This is a genomic window from Stenotrophomonas sp. FR024 (genome assembly GCF_047500745.2).
GTDB classification, from domain to species: domain Bacteria; phylum Pseudomonadota; class Gammaproteobacteria; order Xanthomonadales; family Xanthomonadaceae; genus Stenotrophomonas; species Stenotrophomonas maltophilia_A.
This window is the reverse complement of record NZ_JAXAXM020000010.1, coordinates 83,591-103,140: the sequence shown is the minus strand read 5'-3', so window position 1 is coordinate 103,140 and position 19,550 is coordinate 83,591. Positions and strand designations below refer to the sequence as shown.

Here is a 19,550-nt window from a genome sequence, read left to right as displayed (position 1 = left end):
ACGGCCGACGCCAACCAGGGTTGGCATCTACCGGGATGCTTTGGTCCACGCTGCAGTCTGCAGAGGTTCCTCAGAGATAGTGTAATCCCGCGATAGCGATAGACTAAGCCGGATCAGATCGCATATGTGGAAAGGCATCCATAGTCGGTGCGTACCGAAATGGCATTGTCTCCCGTCCATGCAATATGCGCGGTACGCACCACATGATCGACGGGAAAGCGTCGAATTTCCCTCATATCCGTGAAGTCGTGAAGGGCAATATGTCCACGGTGCAGGATGGCGAGTCGCTTGCTATCGCTATCCAGTGCAAAGTCAGTTCGTGTCATGTCAGCGAACTCCGGCCACCCGGGGCGGGATTCGCCTGTTGCCGCGTCCAGGCACAGCAGGCGCCACCGTCCATACTCTTCCAACGCCAACAACCAGCGCCCATCCGCGCTCCACTCCATCTTGACGATCATTTCAAAATCAGCCTGATGTCGGCGCACGGTCTTGGCCTGGGCGACATCGATGTACTCGATCTCACCCGGATTGGCACAGCAGGCAAGCATCGTGGCATCCGCTGAGAGCGTGCCCATCATCTGCTCGGAATGCCCGCCAACCATCGCAGGGGAGCGCGCCAGCTGCATGATGTGCCTTCCATCGTCGAGTCTCATTACCGTTACCTGCTCACCGTCATGCCATGCGGCATGCCCGTTGGACCTTGTCAGGAAGGGCGATGACAGTACGGATGCATCGCTGATCCGCTGGGGAGGACTGCCATCTGAAGTCCAAAGGTAGATTCCAGAGTCGAATCGAATCAGGAATCCTGTCCGGTCATCCGTAGGTAGTGCCGACCAGGCAAGGTCCGTCTTGCTTGATCGCCAACCATGGATGATCTCAGCGTCTTCACCAATGAGCAGCAACATGTCGGTTGCCGCACCATGCGTGTCTTCGTCCTGGTGCTGATTGGTCGCCAGCTTCCCATTGCAACCCGCAATCATCAGGGCTCCCGTGTACCCCCCGCCAATGTAACGATGCATGCAGGGTTCGCCTGCGGCAGCAGCAGGGTTCACGAGTACGAAGCCCTTTTTCAGCCGCGACCACTCCTGTTTGATGGCCCATTTCAGTGCCTCGTCGGGACTCGGGAAGTCTTTCAACTGTGACTTCAGCTTCCCGGGGCTTCCGGAGGTGACTTCGACAGTACCTCGGTCACATCGCGTACCCCAGACCTTACCGGTCGCTGGATCCTGAATCATGCGTACTCGTGTCATTGCAATGTTCACTGCTGTTCAGAAGGCCTGATGCCGATGCTACAGCGGCGACTGAAGGCCGATTGGGAAGTCGCTCAATCGAGGGTTGAACCCGTCACTTTGGGGCGACTTCGGCCTTCTCTCCGCCGGGACATTGCGCGCCACGATTGGGGGAGCGCCCGATCCCAAGCCAGACAGGTTGCCGGCATCGGCCTGTGCCTGGCGCGGCGGGGGAGGGGCACTTGGGTAGGTGCCAACCTTGGTTGCCACGGCTATCGCCAACCGAGGTTGGCGGCTACCGGTTCCGCCGGCCAGCGGCCGGCACTACCCGCCCGGGCAATTGCCGAATTCGCGTCAACACCTTGACGCGGCCTGCCTATAATGGCCGCCTCGATCAAGGAGTGACGACATGAGCGGTCCGGCACGGCGGAAGCGGTGGGGATGGGCGGCGGCGGTACTGGCAGGAGGCCTGTTGCTGGGCCTGGCCGGCTGCCGCAACGACGGCGGGCAGCTGCCCAAGGCCAGTGGTGAGGCGATCACCACCAAAGCCGAGCAGGTGAAGGAATTCACCCTGCTGCGCGCCTACCCGGACCAGAAGAATGACGGCCTGTCGCTGGCGCTGGAGTTCTCGCGCCCACTGGTCGGCACCCAGGATTTCGACAAGCTGGTGCGCTTCGAAGAGAAGGTCGGCACCGACGACAGCAGCTGGACGCTGTCCGATGACGGCCTGACCCTGCGTTACCCGTTCGTCGAGGCCGGCAAGGAGTTCAGCCTGGTGGTCTCGCCGGACCTGCTGGCCGCCGATGGCAGCCGGCTGGGCAAGGAACTGAAGCAGAAGGTGTTCAGCGGCGAGCTGAGGCCGGTGGTTGGCTTCGCCTCGCAGGGCAGCGTGCTGCCGGCCAAGGACAGCCGTGGCCTGCCGGTGGTCTCGGTGAACGTGCCGGAGGTCGACGTCGAGTTCCTGCGCGTGCGCGAGAAGGACCTGCCGACCTTCTTCAGCCAGTACCAGCGCGGCGGCCGCCGTGGCAGCTGGGAGCTGAGCAGCGACTACGAGCGCAGCCCGATCAACAAGCTGGCCGAGCCGGTCTACGTCAACCGTTTCATCCTGGGGGGCAAGAAGAACGAGCGGGTGCTGACCTACCTGCCGACCCAGGACATCAAGGAACTGCAGGAGCCGGGCCTGTACTTTGCCCTGCTCAAGCGCACCGGTGACTACGAAGGCGAGTTCGATACCGCGTTCTTCTCGGTCAGCGACATCGGCCTGCATACCCGTGCCTACAAGGACAAGCTGTTCGTGCACACCGCCGGCCTCAAGGACGGCGCGCCGCTGAAGGGCATCGACCTGCGCGTGCTGGATGCCAAGGGCGAAGTGGTGCTGAAGGGCAGCACCGACGGCAACGGCAATGCGCTGCTGAACTACACGCTGGATGCCACTCACGTGCTGGTCGCCAGCACGGGCAAGGACACCAGCTTCCTGCCGTTCAACCAGCCGGCGCTGGACCTGAGCGAATTCGCCGTGGCCGGCCGTGACAATGCCTGGTTCGACGTCTATGCCTGGTCCGGGCGCGACCTGTATCGCCCGGGCGAAACCGTGCGCCTGTCCGCACTGCTGCGCGACAACGATGGCAAGCCGGTCAAGGCTCAGCCGGTGTTCCTGCGCCTGAAGCAGCCCGACGGCAAGACCTTCCGCGAGACCCGCCTGCAGCCGGGCGAGCAGGGCTACATCAACTTCGAGCAGGTGATCCCCGCCGAGGCGCCGACCGGGCGCTGGCAGGTCGAATTCCGCACCGACCCGGCCAGCAAGGAAGCGATCCAGGGCATGACCCTGCGCATCGAGGAGTTCCTGCCGGAACGCATGAAGCTGGACCTGGACAGCGCGCAGAAGACGCTGAAGCCGGGTGAGGACCTGCGCCTGCAGGCCAATGGTGCCTATCTGTATGGCGCGCCGGCCGATGGCAACCGCTTCACGGCACGTATGGCGGTGGCCGCCGAACAGAAGCCGGTGGAGGGCCTGCCGGGCTATTTCTTCGGTGACCCGACCCTGCAGCTGCCGCGCGAGGCCAAGGACGTGATCGATACCACGCTGCCGGGCAACGGCCAGCTGCGTGAGGACGTCGCGTTGCCGGAAGAGGCAGCCAAGGCCAAGGCGCCGATTGCCGTAGTGCTGTCCGGCAGCCTGTATGAAACCGGTGGCCGCACGGTCACCCGTACCCTGAAGCGGGTGATGTGGCCGGCCAACGCCCTGGTCGGTGTACGCCCGCTGTTCAACCCGGAGGACGGTGCCGATTCCAACGGCAACGCGCGCTTCGAATTGATGCGCGTGGATGCTGCTGGTACGCCGCAGCCGGCCAAGGGCCTGAAGATCACCCTGGTGCGCGAGCTGCGCGACTACCACTGGACCTTCAACGACAACCGCTGGGACTACGATTTCACCCGCCGTTTCGAGAACAAGGAAACCCGCACCGTCGATGCCGGCAGCAGTGCGGTCGCCTTCGATTTCCCGGTGGAGTGGGGCGAGTACCGGGTGGACGTGTTCGACCCGTCCACCGGCCTGACCAGCCGTTACCCGTTCCGCGCCGGCTGGAGCTGGGGTGATGACAACCGCGGCCTGGACGCGCGCCCTGACAAGATCAAGCTGGGCCTGGACAAGACCGGCTACAAGGCAGGCGACACGCTAGAGGTGACGGTGACCCCGCCGCACGCCGGCAAGGGCATCCTGATGGTCGAGACCGACCGCATGCTGTACGTGCAGGACATCGACGCCAAGCCGGGTTCGACCTTCAAGATTCCGGTCACCGCTGACTGGGAGCGCCACGACGTCTACATCACCGCGCTGGTGTTCCGCGGCGGCAGTGCGCCGAGCAAGATCACCCCGGCCCGTGCGGTGGGCGTGGTGCACGTACCGATGGATCGCAAGGGGCGCACCGTGGCCGTCGGCCTGGCAGCGCCCAAGCAGATGCGACCGGAACAGGACCTGCCGGTGACGGTCAGCGCACCGCAGCTGGCCGGCAAAATGGCGCACGTCACGGTCTCGGCGGTGGACGTGGGCATCCTCAACATCACCCGCTTCCCGGTGCCCGATGCCGGTGCGCACTTCTTCGCCCAGCGTCGTCTCGGCATTGATGCCTACGACATCTACAGCCGGGTGATCGAGAGCTTTGACGGCGGTGCCGGCAAGCTGAAGTTCGGTGGCGACATGGCGCTGCAGGCGTTGCCGCAGGCCAAGCGCCCGACCGCGCGCGTGCAGACCGTGGACCTGTTCTCTGGCCCGGTGCAGCTCGATGCCAAGGGCATCGCCCGCATCCGCCTGAAGGTGCCGGACTTCAACGGTACCCTGCGGGTGTCGGCACTGGTCTACAGCGATGACCAGTACGGCAAGCGCGACGTGGAAACCGTTGTGCGTGCGCCGATCCTCGCCGAAGCCAGCATGCCGCGCGTGCTCGCTCCGGGCGACCGCAGCACCGTGACCCTGGATGTGCAGAACTTCACCGGCAAGCCGGGCCAGTTCAACGTGAAGGTGGAAAGCGAGGGCCCGCTGAACCTGGGCGAAGGCAGCCGCAGCGTGCAGTTGAATGCCGACGCCAAGACCACGTTGAGCTTCCCGCTTTCGGCACGCGAGGGCCACAGCGTGGCCAAGGTGCGGGTGCGGGTGGACGGCAACGGCTTCAAGGCCGATCGCCGTTACGACCTGCCGGTGCGTGCGGCGTGGCCGCAGGTGCTGCGTTCGCAGGTGCGCACGCTTGATCCGTTGGCCGCGGTCAGCCTCGATAACAGCCTGACCGATGGCCTGATGGCCGAGTCGGTGAATGCCCGCCTGCTGGTCAGCCCGCTGCCGCCGATCCCGTTCGCCAGTGCGCTGCAGGGTGCATTGAACTACCCGTATGGCTGTGCCGAGCAGACCACCAGCAAGGGCTACGCCGCACTGATCCTGGACCAGGCCACTTCGTCGATGCTCGGTGCCGACGGCCTGGATGCCAAGACCCGTCGCGAGCGCATGGAAGGTGCGTTTGGCCGCTTGGCGTCGATGCAGGTGGCTAATGGCAACTTCTCGATGTGGGGTGACGACGGCTACGTGAACCCGTGGCTGACCCCGTACATCACCGAGTTCCTGCTCGATGCCAAGGACGCCGGTTTTGCGGTGCCCGACAACGTGCTGCAGAAGGCGCTCAACCGCCTCAGCGAGGATCTGCTGTCCGGTGGCAACCAGTTCTATGGCCAGGACGACCGCGAGAAGCTGAAGTTCGCCAACCAGGCGTACTCGGGCTACGTGCTGGCCAGGGTCAACCGTGCGCCGCTGGGTACCCTGCGCACGCTGTACGACAACGAGCGCAGCAAGGCGGTCGGCGGCCTGTCGCTGGTCCACCTGGGCGTGGCGCTGTCGTTGCAGGGCGATGCCAAGCGCGGCCAGGCCGCGCTGGCGGCGGCTTTCGCCAAGTCCAGCAGCGAACGCCCGTCTTACTTCGGCGACTACGGCAGTGCGATCCGTGATGACGCGCTGATGATCGCGCTGACCCACGAAAACAAGCTGGCCAAGCCGGCCTGGGATGCACGTGCGGTTGACCTCGGCCGTGGCCTGGATGCGCGCCGCAATGCCGGCTGGATGTGGCTGAGCACGCAGGAACAGGTAGCGATTGCCCGCCTTGGCAAGGCACTGGCCGCCAACCAGAAGGCGCTGGTGGCCGGTGAACTGGTGATCGGTGGCAACACCGAAGCCATCGGCGAACGCAAGCTGTTCGGCCGCAACTTCAGTGCAAATGAACTCGCCAGCGGCGTGCGCTTCACCCCGCAGGGCCAGCCGCCGATGTTCGCCAGCATCGACGTGGCCGGTATTCCGCGCAGCGCGCCGGCGCCGGACAACAGCGTGCTGGGCGTCGAGCGCAGCTACTACGGCACCGATGGCAAGCCGTGGTCGCCGCGGCCGCTGAAGGAAGGCGAAGCCCTGATCGTGCGCGTCACCGTCACTGCCGACACCACGATGCCCGATGCACTGCTGACCGACCTGCTGCCGGCCGGCCTGGAGATCGAGAACTTCAACCTGGGCGATGCCAAGCAGTGGGCCGACGTGGTGGTCGATGGCATCACCATCAGCGACCGGGGTGAAGCCGCCGATACCAAGCACGAGGAATTCCGCGACGACCGCTACGTGGCCGCGCTGAAGCTCTCGCGTGGCAGCAAGGCCAACGTGTTCTACCTGGTGCGTGCGGTGACCCCGGGTACCTACTCGGTGCCGCCGCCGCTGGTGGAGGACATGTACCGGCCGCAGCTGCGTGGCGTTGGCCGCAGCAACCCGACCACGATCACGGTGGTACAGCCTTGATCCCACGGATGGGCCGCGACGGCGCGGCCCGTCCAGCTGGCAAGCTCCAATGCGGCACGCTGCAATGACGAACACGATGACGACCCGGCGGGCGGCCCTGCGCCGCCGGCTGCAGCCACTGTGGCCGTGGCTGCGCTGGGGTACGGCGGCCACGCTGGCACTGCTGCTGGTGCTGGATTTCGCCTTCCCGCCGCCGCTGCCGAAGCAACGCGATACCAGCACCCTGGTGGTGGCTGCCGACGGCACGCCATTGCGCGCGTTTGCCGATGCCGAGGGCGTGTGGCGCTATCCGGCCTCGATCGACAGCGTCTCACCGCTGTACTTGCAGGCGTTGCTGACCTATGAAGACCGCTGGTTCTGGCGCCATCCGGGCATCAACCCGCTGGCGATCCTGCGGGCCAGCGGCCAGCTGCTGCGCGGTGGTCGCATCGTGTCCGGTGGCTCGACCCTGACCATGCAGGTCGCACGCATCCTCGATCCGCATACGCGCACGCCCTGGGGAAAGCTCAAGCAGATGCTGCGCGCGGTGCAGCTGGAAGTTCACCTGAGCAAGCGGCAGATCCTGGCCCTGTATCTGGAGCGCGCGCCCTACGGTGGCACCATCGAGGGCGTGGAAGCGGCCAGCTGGGCCTATCTGGGCAAGCCGGCGGCGCAGCTGTCACATGCCGAGGCCGCCTTGCTGGCGGTACTGCCACAGGCACCGAGCCGGCTGCGCCCGGACCGCCACCCGGAAGCCGCGCAGAAAGCGCGTGACAAGGTGCTGTCACGCATGGCCGAACTGGGCGCGTGGACGCCGGAGGAAGTGCAGGATGCGCGCATCGAGAACGTGGTGGCACGCTCGCTGCGACCTCCGTTGCACGCCGCGCTGCTGGCGCAGCGCCTGCATTCGGCGCATCCGGGCCAGGCGCGCATCCAGAGCAGCATCGACATCGGCCTGCAGCGCACGCTGGAAGAACGCGTGGCGAGCTATTTCTCGACACTGCCCGAGCGTACTTCGGCGGCCTTGCTGGTGGTCGACAACCAGACTCTGCAGGCGCGTGCCTACGTCGGTACGTTGTCCTTTGGTGACCGCCAGCGGCTCGGCCACGTCGACATGGTGCAGGCCTGGCGCTCGCCGGGCTCCACGCTCAAGCCGTTCCTGTATGCGATGGCGCTGGACGATGGCCTGATCCATTCGGAAAGCCTGCTGGTCGATGCGCCGCAGAGTTTCGGTAGCTACCGGCCCGGCAACTTCGACATGGCCTTCAATGGGCCGATTGGTGCCTCCAGTGCATTGCGGCTGTCACTCAATGTGCCCTCGGTGGACCTGCTGCAGCGGGTCGGGGCCGCGCGCTTCGCCGCGCGCCTGTCGCACTCCGGCATCCAGCTGCGTTTCCCGCCGGGCAGCACGCCCAACCTGTCTTTGATTCTGGGCGGCACCGGTGCGCGGCTGGAAGATCTGGTCGGTGCGTTCGCCGCGCTCAACCGCAACGGCATTGCCGGACGCGTGCGCTACACCGATGACGAACCGATGATCGAGCGGCGCCTGGCCTCGCCGGGCGCAAGCTGGATCGTGCGCGAGATGCTGGAATCGAACCCTCGCCCGGGCTACAGCGTCGGCACCTTCGATGTCGGTGGCCGCCCGCGCGTGGCGTGGAAGACCGGCACCAGTTACGGGTACCGCGATGCGTGGGCGATCGGCAGCACGCGCCACTACACCGTGGGCGTGTGGGTGGGCCGGCCGGACGGCACACCGCTACCGGGCCAGTACGGCGCGGTGACCGCGCTGCCGCTGATGTTCGAAGTGGTGGACAGCCTGCCGCGCCAGCGCGGGGATTCGGCTGCTGCACCGATGCCGGCAAGTGTCAGCCAGGAAGATATCTGCTGGCCCACCGGCGAACGCGCCGAAGGCCTGCCGACGGCACTGTGCCAGCGGCGGATGTCGGCCTATCTGCTGGACGGCGCGGCACCACCGACCTTCCCCGAGCGCGAGGCGCGGCGCTGGCAGCCGGGGCGGCAGCGTTACTTGGCAGACGCGCGGACCGGACTGCGTGTGTCGGCCGATTGCCGTGCGTCACACGAGGAGGTGACACGCGAGATCGCGCGCTGGCCGGCGTTGTTGTCACCGTGGTTGCCCAAGGCCACGCGCGCTGCCTCGCAGTTGCCGGCGTTGTCGCCGGATTGCCGCGACGACGGGCGTGAGGCCAGCGTGGCCCTGCACATCGATGGCCTCAATGATGGCGCTGCACTGGCGCGTGCACCCAATGCCGAACATGGCGTGCGCCTGCAGCTGCGCGCGCTGGGCAGCGAGCAGGCGGTGGACTGGCTGCTGGATGGCCGTTGGATCGCGCAGACCCGTGGCGCGCAGTTGATGCAGCGCGAGTTCGCCGAGCCGGGCGCACACACCCTGACCGCGCTGGCGGCCGATGGCGCGTGGACGCAGGTGCGGTTCAACGTTCTCCGCTAGATGCCGACCTTGGTCGGCGCGCGGTCCAACGCCAACGACACCGCAGTGCTCTGGTAGGTGCCAACCTTGGTTGGCACGCGATAAATGCGCCCACCAAGGTGGGCATCTACCAAGGCGTATGCGGGGCCGCTATTCCCCGATCCACCCATCCAGCAGGTCGGCGAATTCGTCGGCGTGTTCCTCTTCCTGCGCCAGTATCTCTTCAAGGATGCGCTTGGTGGTGGTATCGCGGTCGCCGATGAAGTTGATCATCTCGCGGTAGCTGTCGATGGCGATGCGTTCGGCCACCAGGTTCTCGCGCACCATGTCGCGCAGGTCGCTGCCTTCCTTGTACTCGGCATGCGAGCGCGCGGTCAGCGTGTCGGGGTTGAAGTCCGGCTCGCCGCCGAGCTGGACGATGCGCTCGGCCAGCTTGCCGGCGTGCGCCTGTTCCTGCTGTGCATGTTCGAGGAATTCGCCTTTCACCGCGTCGGCCAGCATGCCCTTGGCCATGAAGTAGTGCCGGTAGTAGCGCAGCACGCATACGTACTCGGTGGCCAGTGCATCGTTGAGCAGCTTGATCACGACCTTGCGGTCGGCGCTGTAGCTGTCGGTGATCGCACCGTCTTCGATGTTGCGCCGGGCGCGTTCGCGCAGGGTCTTGCGGTCGCTGATGCCGGGAACCCTGGCGGCGGGCTTTGCGGCTTTGGCTGGCTTGGTGGACATGGCTGGCCGTTTCCTCTTGCGGTGGGGAATCAGGTAGGCAGGTGCTCCAGCACGTATTCGGCCGAAGACACCTCGAACTGGCCCGGCTGCTCGATCCAGGCCGCACGCACCACGCCATCGACCACGTACAGCGCGAAGCGCCGCGAGCGGATGCCCATGCCCGAGGCGCTGGCGTCGAGCTCCAGGCCGAGCGCGCGGGTCAGTTCGGCATTGCCGTCGGACAGCATCAGCAGGCCCTCGGGCACGCTCTGGTCGGCGGCCCATGCCTTCATCACGAACGGGTCGTTGACGGCCATGCAGTAGACGTCGATGCCGCGCTGGCGGAACGCCTGGAACTTCTCGACGTAGCCGGGCAGGTGGCGCGCCGAGCAGGTCGGGGTGAACGCGCCGGGCACGGCGAACAGCACCACCTTGCGTGCGTCGAACAGCGAATGCGTATCGAGCGTTTCGATGCCCTCGCGGATGCGCTTGAGGGTCACTTCCGGAATGCGGTCGCCGACATGGATGGTCATGGGGAACTCCTTGCTGGGGCAGGCTAGTGGGCCGGATGGGACAGGGGCGTCAAGACATTGGAAAACCCGTGTGCAGGCCCCATCTTCAGGCTTTGCGGCGGGGGCTTCCAGCCACAGCGTGGCGCATGGGGATGGCAGTCGCATTGCGCAGGATCAGTCGGCCTCACCGTGGCCGCACGAGGGGCGGCGTAGCATGCCGGCGCGTAGAATGAACCCGGGGCGGCGCCACCGGCGCGGCCGAAGCAGATCGAGGTAGCTGGATGGAATTCAAGGATTACTACGCCACCCTGGGGGTGGAACCGAGCGCGGGCGAGGCGGAGATCAAGACCGCCTACCGCCGGCTGGCACGCAAGTACCACCCGGACGTCAGCAAGGAGGCCGGGGCCGAAGACAAGTTCAAAGCGGTCAACGAGGCCTACGAGGCGCTGCGCGATCCGGAAAAGCGCGCGGCCTACGACCAGCTGCGCGCGCAGGGCTATCGCCCGGGCGAGGAGTTCAACGTGCCGCCGAACTATGGTGGTGCTGGCGGTTTCAATTTCGAGGAAGTATTCGGCGGTGGCGGCCCCAATGGCGGCTTCAGCGACTTCTTCGAGAGCCTGTTCGCGCGCCAGCGTGGCGGTGGTGGCGCTGGTCCGGGGCCGGGCTTCAGCAGCCAGGGCCACGCGCCCAACCGCGACACCCGCGCCAAGCTGTCGGTTCCGCTGGAAGCGGCCTACAGCGGCGACAGCCTGCGCATCACCGTCAACGGCAAGCAGCTGGACGTGCGCGTGCCCAAGGGCATCCGCCCAGGCCAGGTGATCCGGCTGGCCGGGCAGGGCAACCATGGCGGCAACCTCCTGCTGGAAGTGGAATACGCCGCCCACCCGCAGTTCGAGGTCGATGGCCGCAACATCCTCTACACGCTGCCGGTCACGCCGTGGCAGGCCGCGCTGGGTACGAGCATCAGCGTGCCGACCCTGGGTGGAGCGGTGGAATTGAAGATTCCGGCCGATTCCGATGCTGGCCGCAAGCTGCGCCTGCGTGGCCGTGGGCTGCCAGGCAATCCGGAGGGCGACCAGATCGTCGAGATCGAGATCGTGGCCCCGGCCGCGACTGACGAGGCGCAGAAGAAGGCGTACCGGAACCTGGCCAAGGCCTTCGGCGAGACCATTTGAAGGTAGTGCCGGCCGCTGGCCGGCAACTTCATTGCCCGGGACGGTGATGCGTGGTTGCCGGCCAGCGGCCGGCACTACCGCGCGTGTCTCAGCCCTGCCCGGCGAACACCCGTTCCAGCACCTCGGACAGCTCGTCTTCCGAGAACGGCTTGGTGATGTAGGCCTTGGCGCCCTGGCGCATGCCCCACATGCGGTCGGTGTCCTGGTCCTTGGTGGTCACCAGGATCACCGGAATATGCCGGGTCGCCTCGTCGCGGGCGAGGGTGCGCGTGGCCTGGAAACCGTTGAGGTTCGGCATCACCACGTCCATCAGGACCAGGTCGGGCAGCTCGGCCTTGGCGGTTTCGACCCCGGCGGCGCCATCGGTGGCGGTCAGGATCTGGTGCCCGAGCTTCTCGACGATGCGCTGTATCCCCAACAGCTGCGACGGTGAGTCGTCGACGATCAGAATGCGTGCCATGTTGTTCCCCATGTAATGCCCGCAGTGTAGTGCGGGCCCATTACTGGCGGGAGGGGCGCATCTGCCGTCCGTCGCCTGCCTGCGACGTTCAGTCGATCCGCACCACGGTGCGGCCCAGCGAATCGCCGGCCAGCATCCGTTCGAACACGGCAGGAAGGCCATCGAGGCCGACTTCGGCGGTGCAGATGCGGTCCAGCTGCTGCGGCTTCCAGTCACTGCCCAGCCGCGACCACACTTCTTCGCGCAGCCCGCGCGGTGCATTGGCCGAGGACACGCCCAGCAGTGACACGCCGCGCAGGATGAACGGCATCACCGTCATGTCCAGCGTCGGACTGGCGGCCAGGCCGGCACTGACCACGCTGCCGTAGGGCACGGTCTGCGCCAGCAGGCTGGCAAGCATGTCGCCTCCGGCATTGTCGAGGCCCCCGCCGAAGCGGGCCGACTGCAGTGGGCCGGTATCGGCCAACGCCGAGCGTGGCAGCACCTCGGCGGCACCGATGCCGTGCAGGAAGTCGGACTGCTCCGGCTTGCCACTGACCGCGTGCACGGTATAGCCGGCACGGCTGAAGATGGACAGCGCCAGCGCGCCCACACCGCCGCTGGCGCCGGTGACCGCCAGCGGGCCGAGCTCCGGGGTCTGCCGGTTGTCCTGCAGGCGCAGCAGCGCCAGCGCCGCCGTGAAGCCGGCGGTGCCCAGCACCATTGCCTCGCGGGCACTCAGCCCGGCCGGCAGCGCGATCACCGCGCTCGACTCCAGCCGCACATACTGGCTGTAGCCGCCATCGCGGGTCTCGCTGAGGCCGCAGCCGGTGGCCAGTACCGCATCGCCTTCACGCCAGGCCGGGTCGGTGCTGGCGACCACGGTACCGGCTACGTCGATGCCGCCGACCAGCGGGAAGCGGCGCAGGATCCTGCCCTTGCCGGTGCCCGCCAGCGCGTCCTTGTAGTTGACTGAAGACCACTGGGCGCGGATCAGCACCTGGCCGGGGTTGAGGTCGTCGACAGTGAGCTGGGCCAGGCCGCTGCGGTAGCCGGCGTCGTCGTTTTCGATGCGGAAGGCGGTGAACGGGGTGGTGGGGGCCATCGGCGTTGCCTGACTTCGAGGAAAACGCCACCTTACCCCGTTGCCCCCCTTTCGATCCTGCCGATCCGCCCCATCTTGTATGATCGGTGATGGTTTCACGGCTGGTGGTGCGGGAAGGGCCCGCGCCGCAGCCCAAATCTTGATGGAGCGTGCATGGCCTGGAATACACCCGGCGGCAACAAGGGCGGACAAGGCCCCGAGGACAATCGACGCGGGCCCTTCGGGTCGCGCGGCGGTGGCAATGGTGGTGGCTGGGGCGGACTGCCCGGGCCGCTGAAGGACCTGTTCGACGGTGGCATCATGCGTTGGGTGGTTGCAGCCGTGGTGTTGCTGGTGCTGTTCTCCAGCTTCCAGCTGATCGGCGAACAGCAGCGTGGCGTGGTGCTGCGCTTCGGCCAGTTCTCGCGCATCCTGCAGCCCGGCCCGAACTTCAAGCTGCCGTGGCCGATCGAATCGGTCACCAAGGTCAATGCCACCGAGATCAAGACCTTCTCGATCCAGGTGCCGGTACTGACCCGTGACGAGAACATTGTCAACGTCTCGCTGAACGTCCAGTACCGCATCGACGACCCGCAGCAGTACCTGTTCGGCACGGTCGATGCCAACCAGGTGCTGGAGCAGTCGGCGCAGAGCGCGGTGCGCGAGGAAGTCGGCCGTGCCGACCTCAACGCGGTACTGAACAACCGTGGCCCGCTGGCCGTGGCCGCCGAGGAGCGCCTGCAGGCGCTGCTGAAGGCGTTCAAGACCGGCCTGACCGTGACCGGCCTGACCCTGCAGGACGCCCGTCCGCCGGAAGAAGTGAAGCCGGCCTTCGACGAGGTCAACGGTGCGCAGCAGGTCAAGGAACGCCTGATCAACGAAGCCCAGGCTTATGCCGCCAAGGTCGTGCCGGAAGCCCGAGGCCAGGCCTCGCGCGCCCGTACCACCGCCGAAGGCTACAAGCAGGCCGTGGTCTCCAAGGCCGAGGGTGACGCGCAGCGCTTCAGCCTGTTGCAGGCCCAGTACAAGGACGCCCCGGAAGTGACCCGCAAGCGCCTGTGGCTGGAGACCGTGCAGCAGGTGCTGAGCGAGAACCGCAAGGTGATCGGTGGCGATGGCCGCCAGCTGATCTACGTGCCGATGACCGGCGATACCCGTCCCACCACCTCGGCCCCGCCGGGAGTGACCAATCCGGAGGTGGTGATGCCGTCGCTGCCGGGTGCAGCGGCGGAAGCTTCCCGTGATCCGGGCCGGCCGGTGGGCCGCCCGACCGGGCGACCGAGCGGCCGTGAGGAGGGCAGCCGATGAAGAGTCCTATCTGGATCGCCGTGATCGTGGCGGTGGTGCTGGGCCTGCTTGGCTCGGTGTACGTGGTCCGTGAGGACCAGACCGCCATGGTGCTGAACCTGGGCAAGGTGGTGCGTTCGGACATCAAGCCGGGCCTGCACTTCAAGGTGCCGGTGGTGGAAACGGTGAAGGTCTTCGACCGCCGCTTCCAGGTGCTCGACACCGCCCCGGCGCGTTACTTCACCGCCGAGCAGAAGGACGTCAGCGTCGACTTCTTCGCCATCGGCTACATCTCCAACGTGGGTGACTACTTCCGTGCCACCGGTGGCGATCCGCGCATCGCCAATGCCCGCCTGGCACCGATCATCACCGACTCGCTGCGCAACCAGATCAACTCGCGCACCCTGCAGCAGCTGGTCTCCGGCGACCGCAGCGAGCTGATCGCCGAGCAGCTGAAGGGGATCAACGAAGCGGTGGCCGGCCTCGGCATGCAGATGATCGACCTGCGCATCAAGCAGGTGGACCTGCCCACCGACAGCCAGGTGATCAATGACGTGTACGAGCGCATGCGCGCCCAGCGCAAGCAGGAAGCGGCCAAGCTGCGTGCGGAGGGCGAGGAGCAGTCGTTGACCATCCGCGCCCAGGCCGACCGTGACAGCACCGTGCTGATCGCTGAGGCAGAGCGTGATGCACAGCGCCTGCGCGGTGAAGGCGACGCCGATGCGGCGCGCATCTATGGCAAGGCCGGCTCGGCCGACCCGTCGTTCTATGCGTTCTACCGCAGCCTGGAGGCCTACCGTGGCTCCATGACCGACGGCAACGGCGTGATCGTGCTCGACAAGAACGACCCGTTCCTGCAGTACCTGAAGAACGACCGCTGAGGTCGCAGGGCAGTACCCCACGGGGCCCGGCCAGATGCCGGGCCCCGTGCTTTTTCCGGAGTCCCCCATGAAAGATCTGTTCGCCGCCGTCTGCCTGGTGGCGGTGCTGGAAGGCCTGTTCCTGTTCGTCGCCCCGTTCGCCTGGAAGCGCATGGCCGAGCGCCTGCTGGACCTGCCCAGCCCGGCCCTGCGCAGCTTCGGCGGGCTGGTGCTGCTGGCCGGCCTGAGCCTGCTGTGGTGGGCGCGGCATTGAAAGGGTAGTGCCTGACCGGCCGGTACATGCGTGGCCCGGCTCTGGTAGCTGCCAACCTTGGTTGGCATTGCCGGCCAGCGGCCGGCACTACCGGGAGGCACCTGACCGGCCGGTACATGCGTGACCCGGCTCTGGTAGATGCCAACCTTGGTTGGCATTGCCGGCCAGCGGCCGGCACGACCGGGAAGCGCCTGACCGGCCGGTGCATGCGTGGCCCGGCTCTGGTAGATGCCAACCTTGGTTGGCATTGCCGGCCAACGGCCGACACGACCGGGCGGGGCGGCTGACCGGCCGGTGAAGCCGTCCGTCGGAAAGGTGGCACCCGACCCCGGAAACCCGGATAATGCACAAAAGCCGGACGGGCCTCCCCGTTCGGCTTTTTCCGTGTCTGGGCCTTCCATCGCCGGCTGCTCCCCGTTTGGAGCCGCCCTCCAGGTGCTGGCCAGCCCCGCCACGGTTCAACCGTCCGCGGCCCCGATGGCCGCAACATATGAGGAGCCCGTCATGGGTCAGTCTGTCGTAGTGTTGGGTGCCCAGTGGGGCGATGAAGGCAAGGGCAAGATCGTCGATCTGCTCACTGAGGAAATCGGCGCCGTCGTGCGCTTCCAGGGCGGCCACAATGCCGGCCACACCCTGGTCATCAACGGTAAGAAGACCGTCCTGCACCTGATCCCGTCGGGCATCCTGCGTGACGATGCGCTGTGCCTGATCGGCAACGGCGTGGTGATCTCGCCGGCCGCGCTGCAGAAGGAAATCGCCGAGCTGGAAGCCTCCGGCGTGGAAGTGCGTTCGCGCCTGAAGATCTCCCCGGCCGCGCCGCTGATCATGCCGTACCACATCGCCCTGGACCAGGCGCGCGAGCGCGCTGCCGGCGGCAAGGCGATCGGCACCACCGGCCGTGGCATCGGCCCGGCCTACGAAGACAAGGTGGCGCGTCGCGGCATCCGCATCGCCGACCTGCACTACCCGAAGCAGCTGGAAGAACTGCTGCGCACCGCGCTGGATTACCACAACTTCGTGCTGACCAAGTATCTGAACACCGATGCGGTCGATTTCCAGAAGACCTTCGACGAAGCGCTGGCCTTCGGCGAATACGTGCAGCCGATGAAGTCCGACGTGGCCGGCATCCTGCACGACCTGCGCAAGCAGGGTAAGCGCGTGCTGTTCGAAGGCGCGCAGGGTGCGCTGCTGGACATCGACCACGGCACCTACCCGTACGTCACCAGCTCCAACACCACCGTCGGTGGTGCACTGGCCGGTTCCGGCGTCGGCGCCGATTCGATCGACTACGTGCTGGGCATCGCCAAGGCCTACGCCACCCGCGTCGGCGGCGGCCCGTTCCCGACCGAACTGGACGACGAAGTCGGCCAGGGCATCCGTGACCGCGGCGCCGAGTACGGTGCCTCGACCGGCCGTCCGCGTCGCTGCGGCTGGATGGACATCGTCGCGCTGAAGCGCGCCGTGGCCATCAACGGCATCAGCGGCCTGTGCATCACCAAGCTGGACGTGCTGGATGGCATGGAAAAGCTCAAGGTCTGCATCGCCTACGAATACAACGGCAAGCGCACCGAGTACGCGCCGCTGGACGCGCAGGGCTGGGAAGACTGCACCCCGGTGTACCTGGAGTTCCCGGGCTGGAGCGAGAACACCCACGGCATCACCAACTGGGACGACCTGCCGCCGGCCGCACGTGCCTACCTGCGTTCGCTGGAAGAGCTGGCCGGTTGCCCGATCAGCATCGTCTCCACCGGCCCGGACCGCGACCACACCATGGTCCTGCAGGATCCGTTCGCCTGAGGTAGCGCCGGGCGCTGCCCGGCGTAGGTGACAGGAAGAGCCCCGCGAAAGCGGGGCTTTTTCGTTACTGTGTCGGCACGGCCAGCAGGGAAATGACGTGATGACCCGGATGTCAGCGTGAAGGGCGTAACGGTGGTGCGGATCACCCTGTGGGTGCTGTGGAGCCTGTGGGTGCTTGCCTGCGCGGTGCTGGTGCTGGGCGCGATCGCCAACCACATGGCCTCACGCACGCAGGTGCTGCCTCTGGTGCTGAGCCCGGGTGCGACGGCCGAGGTCACGGTCTACCGCTTCATCGATGACCAATTGCGGCTGCGCCTGCGTTACGCGGATGACGGTACTTCCACGGCGATCGATCCTGAGGTGCGCCTGCGCGTGGAAACCCCGACAGATCAGACCGACTTCCGCGCCGAAACGCGTTCGGGCGTGCCGGGTTCCGGCATCACCCGCGCGCTGGAATCGGTTGAACCTGCTGGATTTGCCGCCTCGTACTTCGGTTATGGCCGAGGGGATGCGCTGCCGCGCGGCCGTTCCTGGCTGCGGCTGACTGTGCTGGAGGTCGACCCGGCGCTGGCCGGTCGCACGGCCTCGGTGGAACTGCTGCCGCCGATGGACGTGCTGAAGCTGACCGACCTGGACTATGTGTGGTTGTGGCCGTTCTTTTTCTGGAAGGTGGCCGCGCTGTTCCTGCTGATTCCGGGGGCTGCCTTGGCGGTATTCACCATCACCTTGCGGCGTTGGCAGCGTCGGGCATCGAAGCAGCCGATTTCAGTAGCGGATACGGGTTGATCGATTCGCCCTTCCACCACTGCTTCTCCGGGCCCAACACGTGCACTTCGAAGTGCAGGTGCGGAGCCTCGGCGCTGGCGTTACCGGTGCTGCCCACGTAACCGATCACCTCTCCGCGCTTGATCACCTGCTTCTCCGCCAGGCCATCGGCGTAGCGCTGCAGATGCGCGTAGTAGTAGCACCAGCGCCCACTGGGCTCGAACTGGTAAATCGTCAAGCCGCCGCGCTCGCTGTCGAACAGTTTTTCCACCGTTCCATCGGCCACCGCCAGCACCGGCGTACCGGTATCGGCCATGATGTCGATCGCATCGTGTACGCGTCCTTCGCTGCGGGCATCGGTGAAGGTATCGCGCAGCTGGGACGCCTGGATACCCTGCACCGGCAGCAGCAGACCGGATGGTGCATCCGCAGTCTGCGCGGCCGACGGCGCGGTGTTGGCGGGTGGGGCTGTTGCGGGTGTCGCTACAGATTCCTTCGCCGGCGCCGCTGCCAGTGCCGATTGCGCTTGCGGCAGCGGGGCGGGTACCGGATCACCCGCATCGCGGTGCAGCCACCAGCCTGCACCCAGCCCCAGCAGAACGCCCAGCACGATCAGTTGCGAAAGGCGCATCGGCTCACTCCTGCATCACCACGGGTACCGAGGTATCCACGGCATCGGCCACGCGCAGCGCATCCCAGTTGGTCATGCGCACGCAGCCATGCGATTCGGTCTTGCCCACATGGCCGGGTTCGGGCGTGCCATGCAGGCCGTAATGCGGCTTGGACAGATCGATCCAGACCCGCCCGACCGGATTGTTCGGACCCGGTGGCAGGGTGGCCTTCTTTTCGCCCTTGCGGGCATCCCAGAACAGTTTCGGGTTGTAGTGGAACGGCGGGTCGCGGTAAACGCCCAGGATCTTCCATTCGCCGATCGGTAACGGGTCGTGCTGGCTGCCCGACGACACCGGGACCTGTGCGATCACCTTGCCCTGCGCATCCAGCAGCTGCAGCGTGGAGTCGGATTTGTCGACCACGATCTTCGCCGCCTTCGGCAATGCGGCCAGTGCGATGTTGGGTACCTGGACGCGGCTGCCAGCCTTGGTCAGGTCCACGCCAGGATTGAGCACTTTCATCAGCCCAGGGGAGGCATGGAAGCGCTCGCCGAGGGCTTCTTCCACACTGCCGTAGCCCAGCGATGTGAGCTTGGCCTGGGCGGCGGGCCCTTTCGGTATGGGCTGGAACGGGCCGGCGACATCTTCAGCAGTCAGCGTGTAGCTGACCAGCGGCTCGATCGTATCGGCCTGCAGAGCTTTCCAGGTAGCGTCATCCAGTTCACCGGTTACGGTCAGCCCATGCGCCGCCTGAAAACCCGACACCGCGCGTCGCTGGTTGCTGCCCACTTCGCCATCGATCTGGCCAGGGGAGAAATTCGCGCGATCCAGCAGCACCTGGGCGTGCAGGGCGGAGCGCTGGGCCACATCCGGCCCGGCTTTCTCGGCAATGGGGGCGGGTAGTTCGGGCGGCGGCGCCTGCGCGAAGGCTGGCGACGCAAGCAGCGAGAGAGCGAGCAGGGTGGATCGGGACACGGGCAAGGGCATTGGGATCTCCAGCAGGTCACGCCACCACCTTGCCCGCAGCGGCCGCCGAGCCACCGTGAAAGGGATCTGATGCCCGCATGAGC

General features: G+C 66.5%; 15 protein-coding genes. 8 read left to right on the top strand and 7 right to left on the bottom strand.

What is annotated here, in order from left to right; genetic code table 11:
- Positions 1 to 113: 113 nt before the first annotated feature.
- Positions 114 to 1,136, bottom strand: coding sequence for a WD40 repeat domain-containing protein (locus ACMZ91_RS12745; RefSeq protein WP_049463112.1), 1,023 nt, complete (start codon positions 1,134 to 1,136; stop codon positions 114 to 116).
- A gap of 502 nt (positions 1,137 to 1,638) precedes the next feature.
- Between ACMZ91_RS12745 and ACMZ91_RS12740 the strand changes: the two genes are divergently transcribed.
- Positions 1,639 to 6,546, top strand: coding sequence for an alpha-2-macroglobulin family protein (locus ACMZ91_RS12740; RefSeq protein WP_414577087.1), 4,908 nt, complete (start codon positions 1,639 to 1,641; stop codon positions 6,544 to 6,546).
- Between the two features lie 64 nt (positions 6,547 to 6,610).
- Positions 6,611 to 8,992 carry a penicillin-binding protein 1C gene (pbpC, locus tag ACMZ91_RS12735; RefSeq protein WP_414577089.1) on the top strand — a complete coding sequence of 794 codons (2,382 nt, stop codon included), beginning with the start codon at positions 6,611 to 6,613 and terminating at the stop codon, positions 8,990 to 8,992.
- A gap of 129 nt (positions 8,993 to 9,121) precedes the next feature.
- Here the strand turns inward: pbpC and ACMZ91_RS12730 are convergent, their stop codons facing one another.
- A complete protein-coding gene (locus ACMZ91_RS12730; RefSeq protein ID WP_414577091.1) occupies positions 9,122 to 9,697 on the bottom strand; it encodes a ferritin-like domain-containing protein in 576 nt (191 codons plus the stop codon).
- Between the two features lie 29 nt (positions 9,698 to 9,726).
- Positions 9,727 to 10,209 carry a peroxiredoxin gene (locus ACMZ91_RS12725; protein WP_414577093.1) on the bottom strand — a complete coding sequence of 161 codons (483 nt, stop codon included), beginning with the start codon at positions 10,207 to 10,209 and terminating at the stop codon, positions 9,727 to 9,729.
- Between the two features lie 260 nt (positions 10,210 to 10,469).
- Here ACMZ91_RS12725 and ACMZ91_RS12720 point away from each other — a divergent pair, with 260 nt between their 5' ends.
- Positions 10,470 to 11,363 carry a DnaJ C-terminal domain-containing protein gene (locus tag ACMZ91_RS12720; RefSeq protein ID WP_032127817.1) on the top strand — a complete coding sequence of 298 codons (894 nt, stop codon included), beginning with the start codon at positions 10,470 to 10,472 and terminating at the stop codon, positions 11,361 to 11,363.
- Positions 11,364 to 11,451: 88 nt separating this feature from the next.
- Here ACMZ91_RS12720 and pilH read toward each other — a convergent pair whose 3' ends face one another.
- Together pilH and ACMZ91_RS12710 are read right to left on the bottom strand one after the other, a co-directional pair.
- The gene (pilH, locus tag ACMZ91_RS12715) at positions 11,452 to 11,823 is read right to left on the bottom strand and encodes a twitching motility response regulator PilH (RefSeq protein ID WP_005410644.1); all 372 of its coding nucleotides are present in this window, start codon (positions 11,821 to 11,823) and stop codon (positions 11,452 to 11,454) included.
- Between the two features lie 88 nt (positions 11,824 to 11,911).
- Entirely contained in the window at positions 11,912 to 12,907 is a 996-nt protein-coding gene (locus ACMZ91_RS12710) for a YhdH/YhfP family quinone oxidoreductase (protein ID WP_414577095.1), read from the bottom strand.
- A gap of 153 nt (positions 12,908 to 13,060) precedes the next feature.
- On the opposite strand from ACMZ91_RS12710, the gene hflK reads away from it, so the two are divergent.
- From hflK to ACMZ91_RS12685, 5 genes are all read left to right on the top strand, one after another.
- A complete protein-coding gene (gene hflK, locus ACMZ91_RS12705) occupies positions 13,061 to 14,194 on the top strand; it encodes an FtsH protease activity modulator HflK (protein ID WP_049401370.1) in 1,134 nt (377 codons plus the stop codon).
- Positions 14,191 to 15,054 carry a protease modulator HflC gene (hflC, locus tag ACMZ91_RS12700; protein WP_010482785.1) on the top strand — a complete coding sequence of 288 codons (864 nt, stop codon included), beginning with the start codon at positions 14,191 to 14,193 and terminating at the stop codon, positions 15,052 to 15,054. Before hflK ends, hflC begins: the two co-directional genes overlap by 4 nt.
- 67 nt (positions 15,055 to 15,121) lie before the next feature.
- Positions 15,122 to 15,307, top strand: a complete 186-nt coding sequence (locus ACMZ91_RS12695; protein ID WP_005410640.1) for a DUF2065 domain-containing protein — start codon at positions 15,122 to 15,124, stop codon at positions 15,305 to 15,307.
- Positions 15,308 to 15,811: 504 nt separating this feature from the next.
- Positions 15,812 to 17,104, top strand: a complete 1,293-nt coding sequence (locus ACMZ91_RS12690) for an adenylosuccinate synthase (RefSeq protein ID WP_014038120.1) — start codon at positions 15,812 to 15,814, stop codon at positions 17,102 to 17,104.
- 117 nt (positions 17,105 to 17,221) lie between these two features.
- The gene (locus ACMZ91_RS12685) at positions 17,222 to 17,890 is read left to right on the top strand and encodes a hypothetical protein (RefSeq protein WP_414577485.1); all 669 of its coding nucleotides are present in this window, start codon (positions 17,222 to 17,224) and stop codon (positions 17,888 to 17,890) included.
- Here ACMZ91_RS12685 and ACMZ91_RS12680 read toward each other — a convergent pair.
- Entirely contained in the window at positions 17,826 to 18,500 is a 675-nt protein-coding gene (locus ACMZ91_RS12680) for a M23 family metallopeptidase (protein WP_414577487.1), read from the bottom strand. The two genes, ACMZ91_RS12685 and ACMZ91_RS12680, sit on opposite strands and share 65 nt — an antisense overlap.
- Before the next feature lie 4 nt (positions 18,501 to 18,504).
- Positions 18,505 to 19,467, bottom strand: coding sequence for a L,D-transpeptidase family protein (locus ACMZ91_RS12675; protein WP_414577489.1), 963 nt, complete (start codon positions 19,465 to 19,467; stop codon positions 18,505 to 18,507).
- Positions 19,468 to 19,550: the final 83 nt, after the last annotated feature.

Bases quoted from the DNA above. Each gene is read 5' to 3' on its own strand.
- ACMZ91_RS12740 (WP_414577087.1), top strand. From the start codon at position 1,639: ATGAGCGGTCCGGCACGGCGGAAGCGGTGGGGATGGGCGGCGGCGGTA.
- pbpC (WP_414577089.1), top strand. From the start codon at position 6,611: ATGACGAACACGATGACGACCCGGCGGGCGGCCCTGCGCCGCCGGCTG.
- ACMZ91_RS12730 (WP_414577091.1), bottom strand. From the start codon at position 9,697: ATGTCCACCAAGCCAGCCAAAGCCGCAAAGCCCGCCGCCAGGGTTCCC.
- ACMZ91_RS12725 (WP_414577093.1), bottom strand. From the start codon at position 10,209: ATGACCATCCATGTCGGCGACCGCATTCCGGAAGTGACCCTCAAGCGC.
- ACMZ91_RS12720 (WP_032127817.1), top strand. From the start codon at position 10,470: ATGGAATTCAAGGATTACTACGCCACCCTGGGGGTGGAACCGAGCGCG.
- pilH (WP_005410644.1), bottom strand. From the start codon at position 11,823: ATGGCACGCATTCTGATCGTCGACGACTCACCGTCGCAGCTGTTGGGG.
- ACMZ91_RS12710 (WP_414577095.1), bottom strand. From the start codon at position 12,907: ATGGCCCCCACCACCCCGTTCACCGCCTTCCGCATCGAAAACGACGAC.
- hflK (WP_049401370.1), top strand. From the start codon at position 13,061: ATGGCCTGGAATACACCCGGCGGCAACAAGGGCGGACAAGGCCCCGAG.
- hflC (WP_010482785.1), top strand. From the start codon at position 14,191: ATGAAGAGTCCTATCTGGATCGCCGTGATCGTGGCGGTGGTGCTGGGC.
- ACMZ91_RS12695 (WP_005410640.1), top strand. From the start codon at position 15,122: ATGAAAGATCTGTTCGCCGCCGTCTGCCTGGTGGCGGTGCTGGAAGGC.
- ACMZ91_RS12690 (WP_014038120.1), top strand. From the start codon at position 15,812: ATGGGTCAGTCTGTCGTAGTGTTGGGTGCCCAGTGGGGCGATGAAGGC.
- ACMZ91_RS12680 (WP_414577487.1), bottom strand. From the start codon at position 18,500: ATGCGCCTTTCGCAACTGATCGTGCTGGGCGTTCTGCTGGGGCTGGGT.
- ACMZ91_RS12675 (WP_414577489.1), bottom strand. From the start codon at position 19,467: ATGCCCTTGCCCGTGTCCCGATCCACCCTGCTCGCTCTCTCGCTGCTT.